The organism is Corallococcus sp. AB045, assembly GCF_003668895.1.
Taxonomy (GTDB): Bacteria; Myxococcota; Myxococcia; order Myxococcales; family Myxococcaceae; genus Corallococcus; species Corallococcus coralloides.
Map to the genome: position 1 here is coordinate 1 of NZ_RAWN01000336.1, position 5,605 is coordinate 5,605.

Annotated in this window: 2 tRNA genes and 3 rRNA genes; all 5 read right to left on the reverse strand. The window is 55.8% G+C overall.

Features of this window, described 5'->3' with window-relative positions:
- Window positions 1-24 precede the first annotated feature (24 nt).
- The 5 genes from rrf to D7Y21_RS39860 all read right to left on the reverse strand — a co-directional run bounded on the left by rrf (window position 25) and on the right by D7Y21_RS39860 (window position 5,534).
- Window positions 25-141 (reverse strand): 5S ribosomal RNA (gene rrf, locus D7Y21_RS39840).
- Between the two features lie 181 nt (window positions 142-322).
- Window positions 323-3,289 (reverse strand): 23S ribosomal RNA (locus D7Y21_RS39845).
- 292 nt (window positions 3,290-3,581) lie between these two features.
- Window positions 3,582-3,654 (reverse strand) — tRNA-Ala (locus D7Y21_RS39850).
- Window positions 3,655-3,709: 55 nt separating this feature from the next.
- Window positions 3,710-3,786 (reverse strand) — tRNA-Ile (locus D7Y21_RS39855).
- Between the two features lie 210 nt (window positions 3,787-3,996).
- Window positions 3,997-5,534 (reverse strand): 16S ribosomal RNA (locus tag D7Y21_RS39860).
- The 16S, 23S and 5S rRNA genes sit together here with 2 tRNA genes alongside, the layout of an rRNA operon.
- Window positions 5,535-5,605 lie beyond the last annotated feature (71 nt).

The window sequence follows — 5,605 nt, forward strand, 5'->3', positions numbered from 1 at the left end:
CGGCGTCAGGGGCTTTCAAAAAGAATCCGGCAGCGACCTACTCTCCCACGCGGTTTCCCGCGGAGTACCATCGGCTCTGGAGGGCTTAACTTCCGTGTTCGGGATGGGAACGGGTGTGACCCCTCCGACATTGCCACCGGAAAAACGAATGACGGTGCATACGAAGGGTAAGTTGCAAGCTTCCGCTTGAGTGAAGCCTCTTCGAGAAGTCGAAGAAGCAATTGAAACAGCTGCCTTCCGGGCGGACGCGCTAGTGGCGTCCTGGCCTCGGCCTTGGCCCCGAGTCCCTTACTCCCCTTGAGGGGGCATGCAAGAGAATGGGGGAAGTAAGCCTCTCGACTTATTAGTACTGGTTAGCTTAACGCGTTACCGCGCTTACACACCCAGCCTATCAACGTGGTAGTCTTCCACGAGTCTTCAGGGGCTTGCGCCCGGGATACCTGGTCTTGAGGTCGGTTTCCCGCTTAGATGCTTTCAGCGGTTATCCAATCGGCACATGGCTACCCAGCGATGCCTCTGGCGAGACAACTGGTACACCAGCGGTGCCTCCAACCCGGTCCTCTCGTACTAAGGTCAGAGCCTCTCAAGTATCCTACGCCCACAGCAGATAGGGACCAAACTGTCTCACGACGTTTTGAACCCAGCTCGCGTACCGCTTTAATTGGCGAACAGCCAAACCCTTGGGACCTGCTCCAGCCCCAGGATGCGATGAGCCGACATCGAGGTGCCAAACCTCCCCGTCGATGTGAACTCTTGGGGGAGATAAGCCTGTTATCCCCGGAGTACCTTTTATCCGTTGAGCGATGGCCCTTCCATTCAGGACCACCGGATCACTATGACCTGCTTTCGCACCTGCTCGACCTGTCGGTCTCGCAGTCAAGCTCCCTTATGCCATTGCACTCGACGCCCGGTTTCCAATCGGGCTGAGGGAACCATCGCGCGCCTCCGTTACTTTTTGGGAGGCGACCGCCCCAGTCAAACTACCCACCAGACAGTGTCCCAGTCCCGGCTTACGAGACATGGTTAGACACCAGAAATCAGCAGGGTGGTATTTCACCGTTGCCTCCACCGAACCTAGCGGCCCGGCTTCAAAGGCTCCCACCTATCCTACACAGCCAATCCCTAGTGTCACTGTCAAGTTGTAGTAAAGGTTCACGGGGTCTTTCCGTCTTGCTGCGGGTAAACTGCATCGGCACAGCTATTTCAATTTCGCTGAGTCCCTCTCCGAGACAGTGCGGAAGTCGTTACTCCATTCGTGCAGGTCGGAACTTACCCGACAAGGAATTTCGCTACCTTAGGACCGTTATAGTTACGGCCGCCGTTTACTGGGGCTTCGGATCATCGCTTCGCCTTGCGGCTGACGAATCCCCTTAACCTTCCAGCACCGGGCAGGAGTCAGACCCTATACGTCGGCTTGTCGCCTTCGCAGAGTCCTGTGTTTTTGGTAAACAGTCGCTACCGCCATTTCTCTGCAACCTCTCTCGGCTTCGGCTGTACGCCTACACCTACCAGAGGCCCACCTTCTTCCGAAGTTACGGTGGAAATTTGCCTAGTTCCTTGGAGGAGAGTTCTCTCAAGCGCCTTAGGATTTTCTCCTCACCCACCTGTGTCGGTTTGCGGTACGGACACCCTGCAGACTCCCTGCGGGACTTTTCTTGGAAGCCGAGCATCAGCGACTTACCCCTTGCGGGGCGCCATGGGGTCTCGGGGATGACTGCCGCGCCTTTATTCGTACGCGACACCCCTACGCCTTTAGACTGACACAACCACCGGTCAGCTCGCCTAGCTTTCTCCGTCCTCCCTCAGTTCAACGTCTGCAAGATGGCGCAGGAATATTAACCTGCTTGCCATCACCTACGCCTTTCGGCCTCGGCTTAGGACCCGGCTAACCCTGGGAAGATTAACTTGACCCAGGAAACCTTGGGTTTACGGCGAGGGGGTTTCTCACCCCCTTTATCGCTACTCATTTCGGCATCAGCACTCCCAGTCGCTCCAGCGGCCTTTTCAGTCCACCTTCGCTGCAACTGGGACGCTCCCCTACCGCCACACACGCCTGACGTGTGTGACCCGAAGCTTCGGCACTAGTCTTGAGCCCCGTTACATTTTCGGCGCGGCCTGTCTTGACCAGTGAGCTATTACGCTTTCTTTAAAGGATGGCTGCTTCTAAGCCAACCTCCTGGTTGTCAATGACCTGCCACATCCTTTCTAGTGTTCACTTAGACTAGATTTGGGGGCCTTAGCTGTCGGTCTGGGTTATTCCCCTCTTGCCAATGGACGTTATCACCCACTGACTGCGTCCCGGGATAACAATTGCCGGCATTCGGAGTTTGATACGGTTTGGTAATCTGGTGAGACCCCTAGCCGTTTCAGTGCTCTACCTCCGGCATTGAATTGCCCGAGCCGATACCTAAATATCTTTCGGGGAGAACCAGCTATCACGGAGTTTGATTGGCCTTTCACCCCTACACACAGCTCATCCCAGAAATTTTCAACTTTCATGAGTTCGGTCCTCCATGCGGTGTTACCCGCACTTCAACCTGGCCATGTGTAGATCACCCCGCTTCGGGTTATAATACACGCAACTTAGCGCCCTATTCGGACTCGCTTTCGCTCCGGCTCCACCTAACGGCTTAGCCTCGCTACGTATATTAAGTCGCCGAATCATGATGCAAAAGGTACGCTCTCGCACTGGCTTGCGCCGTAGTGCTCGAACTGCTTGTAGACATGCGGTTTCAGGTTCTTTTGACTCCCCTCACCGGGGTTCTTTTCACCTTTCCCTCGCGGTACTTGTTCACTATCGGTCGCCAAGGAGTATTTAGGCTTACCGGATGGTCCCGGCAGATTCAGACAGGATTGCACGTGTCCCGTCTTACTTGGGTAACCCGCTCAGCTCCAGTTGGCTTTCGTGTACGCGACTATCACGCTCTTTGGTGCGTCTTTCCAGGACGCTTCCACTAGCCCTCCAGAGTCCTACCGCGGACCCGCTACCCCACCGCCATTTGCATGACGTTGGTTTGGCCTCTTCCCATTTCGCTCGCCACTACTTTGGGAATCACTCATTGTTTTCTCTTCCTCAGGGTACTGAGATGTTTCACTTCCCCTGGTTCGCTCTGCAAACCTATGAATTCAGTTTGCAGTAACGCAGCTATTCGCCGCGCTGGGTTTCCCCATTCGGACATCTCCGGATCAACGTTTGGTTGGCAACTCCCCGAAGCTTTTCGCAGCCACCCACGTCCTTCATCGCCTCTTGGCACCTAGGCATCCACCGCACGCCCTTAGTAGCTTACTTGCCCTAATCTCTTGTCTAATGCCCGCCTCCCGGCGGATTTTCGAAACTCGGAGACCAAGGCCCAGGCCTCTGCTCTTCGCTAGCAGGCCCGGAAGACATTCTTTATTGCTGTTTCTCACTGCTTCTTCTTGTGTGGGAGACTTCGCTTTTGCCCCACCCGGCTGCCTCGCGGCGCCTGGTGAGACTCATTTCGAAGTCGGCACTTCTGTTGAGAACTTCACTCAGCAGAAATTGCAACTTACCCTTCGTATGCACTTGTCAAAGAACGTCCCTGCGACTTCCAGGAAACTTGTGGAGCTGATCGGGTTCGAACCGACGACATCCAGCTTGCAAAGCTGGCGCTCTCCCAGCTGAGCTACAGCCCCGACTCTCGCGTCAGCACCAGTCACCCTTTTGCTTCCCTCCAGTGAGGGAGAAGAGTGGTGGGCCTAGGTGGACTTGAACCACCGACCTCGCGCTTATCAGGCGCGCGCTCTAGCCAGCTGAGCTATAGGCCCAGGAGGGCTAAAGCATCGGCGAACCCTACAGCGTCCTTCATTCTCAAAGAGCCGAGCCACCTTCGCTCAGTCCTTCAAAACCAAACAGCAAGCCCGAAGTTCATAATGGATTGTTAATCGGAAACATTGACCTAGTCAGACCTGACAGCCCGAAGGCTGCTGGCATCGCCTACTCCCCCGAAGGGTGAGTCCGATGCCCGGTCTCCTTAGAAAGGAGGTGATCCAGCCGCAGGTTCCCCTACGGCTACCTTGTTACGACTTCACCCCAGTTACCGAGCACTCCTTGGGCATCTCTTGGTGAGATGACTTCTGGAGCAATCGACTCCCATGGTGTGACGGGCGGTGTGTACAAGGCCCGGGAACGTATTCACCGCAGCGTGCTGATCTGCGATTACTAGCGATTCCTCCTTCATGGAGTCGAGTTGCAGACTCCAATCTGAACTGAGACCGGTTTTCTGCGATTAGCTCCCCCTCGCGGGTTTGCAGCGCTCTGTACCGGCCATTGTAGCACGTGTGTAGCCCTGGTCATAAAGGCCATGAGGACTTGACGTCATCCCCACCTTCCTCCGGTTTAACACCGGCAGTCCCTCTAGAGATCCACTTGCGTGGCAACTAAAGGCGAGGGTTGCGCTCGTTGCGGGACTTAACCCAACATCTCACGACACGAGCTGACGACAGCCATGCAGCACCTGTCTCTCGGTTCCCTTGCGGGCACTCCCTCATCTCTGAAGGATTCCGAGGATGTCAAGACCAGGTAAGGTTCTGCGCGTTGCGTCGAATTAAACCACATGCTCCACCGCTTGTGCGGGCCCCCGTCAATTCCTTTGAGTTTTAGTCTTGCGACCGTACTTCCCAGGCGGAGAACTTAATGCGTTAGCTACGGCACCGCGGGGGTCAACTCCCACGACACCTAGTTCTCATCGTTTACGGCGTGGACTACCAGGGTATCTAATCCTGTTTGCTACCCACGCTTTCGCGTCTCAGCGTCAGTTACCGTCCAGGTGGCCGCCTTCGCCACCGGTGTTCCTCCCCATATCTACGAATTTCACCTCTACTTGGGGAATTCCGCCACCCTCTCCGGCACTCAAGCTCTGCAGTTTCGGGCGCACTTCCTCAGTTGAGCTGAGGGCTTTCACACCCGACTTGCAAAGCCGCCTACACGCGCTTTACGCCCAATAATTCCGAACAACGCTTGCACCCTCTGTATTACCGCGGCTGCTGGCACAGAGTTAGCCGGTGCTTCTTCTCCCGGTACCGTCAAGGCAAAGCGTATTAGGCTTTACGGTTTCGTCCCGGTCGAAAGTGCTTTACAATCCAAAGACCTTCATCACACACGCGGCGTTGCTGCGTCAGGCTTTCGCCCATTGCGCAAAATTCCCCACTGCTGCCTCCCGTAGGAGTCTGGACCGTGTCTCAGTTCCAGTGTGGCTGATCGTCCTCTCAGACCAGCTACCCGTCGTTGCCTTGGTGGGCCATTACCCCGCCAACTAGCTGATGGGCCGCGGACTCATCTGGTTGTGATAGCTTGTATACAGAGGCCACCTTTTCCCTCAGTCTCCGAAGAAACCGTGGGCTTATCCGGTATTAGCCAATCTTTCGACTGGTTATCCCAGGCATCCAGGCAGATTATCCACGTGTTACGCACCCGTGCGCCGCTCTACTAAGGGTTGCCCCTATTCGCGCTCGACTTGCATGTGTTAGGCACGCCGCCAGCGTTCGTTCTGAGCCAGGATCAAACTCTCCAATTGTATTCTTGGTTTGCTTGAACCGGCGTTCCCCGAGACCCGGCTAAGGAGTCTCGGCTCGCTGATTCGTCGGC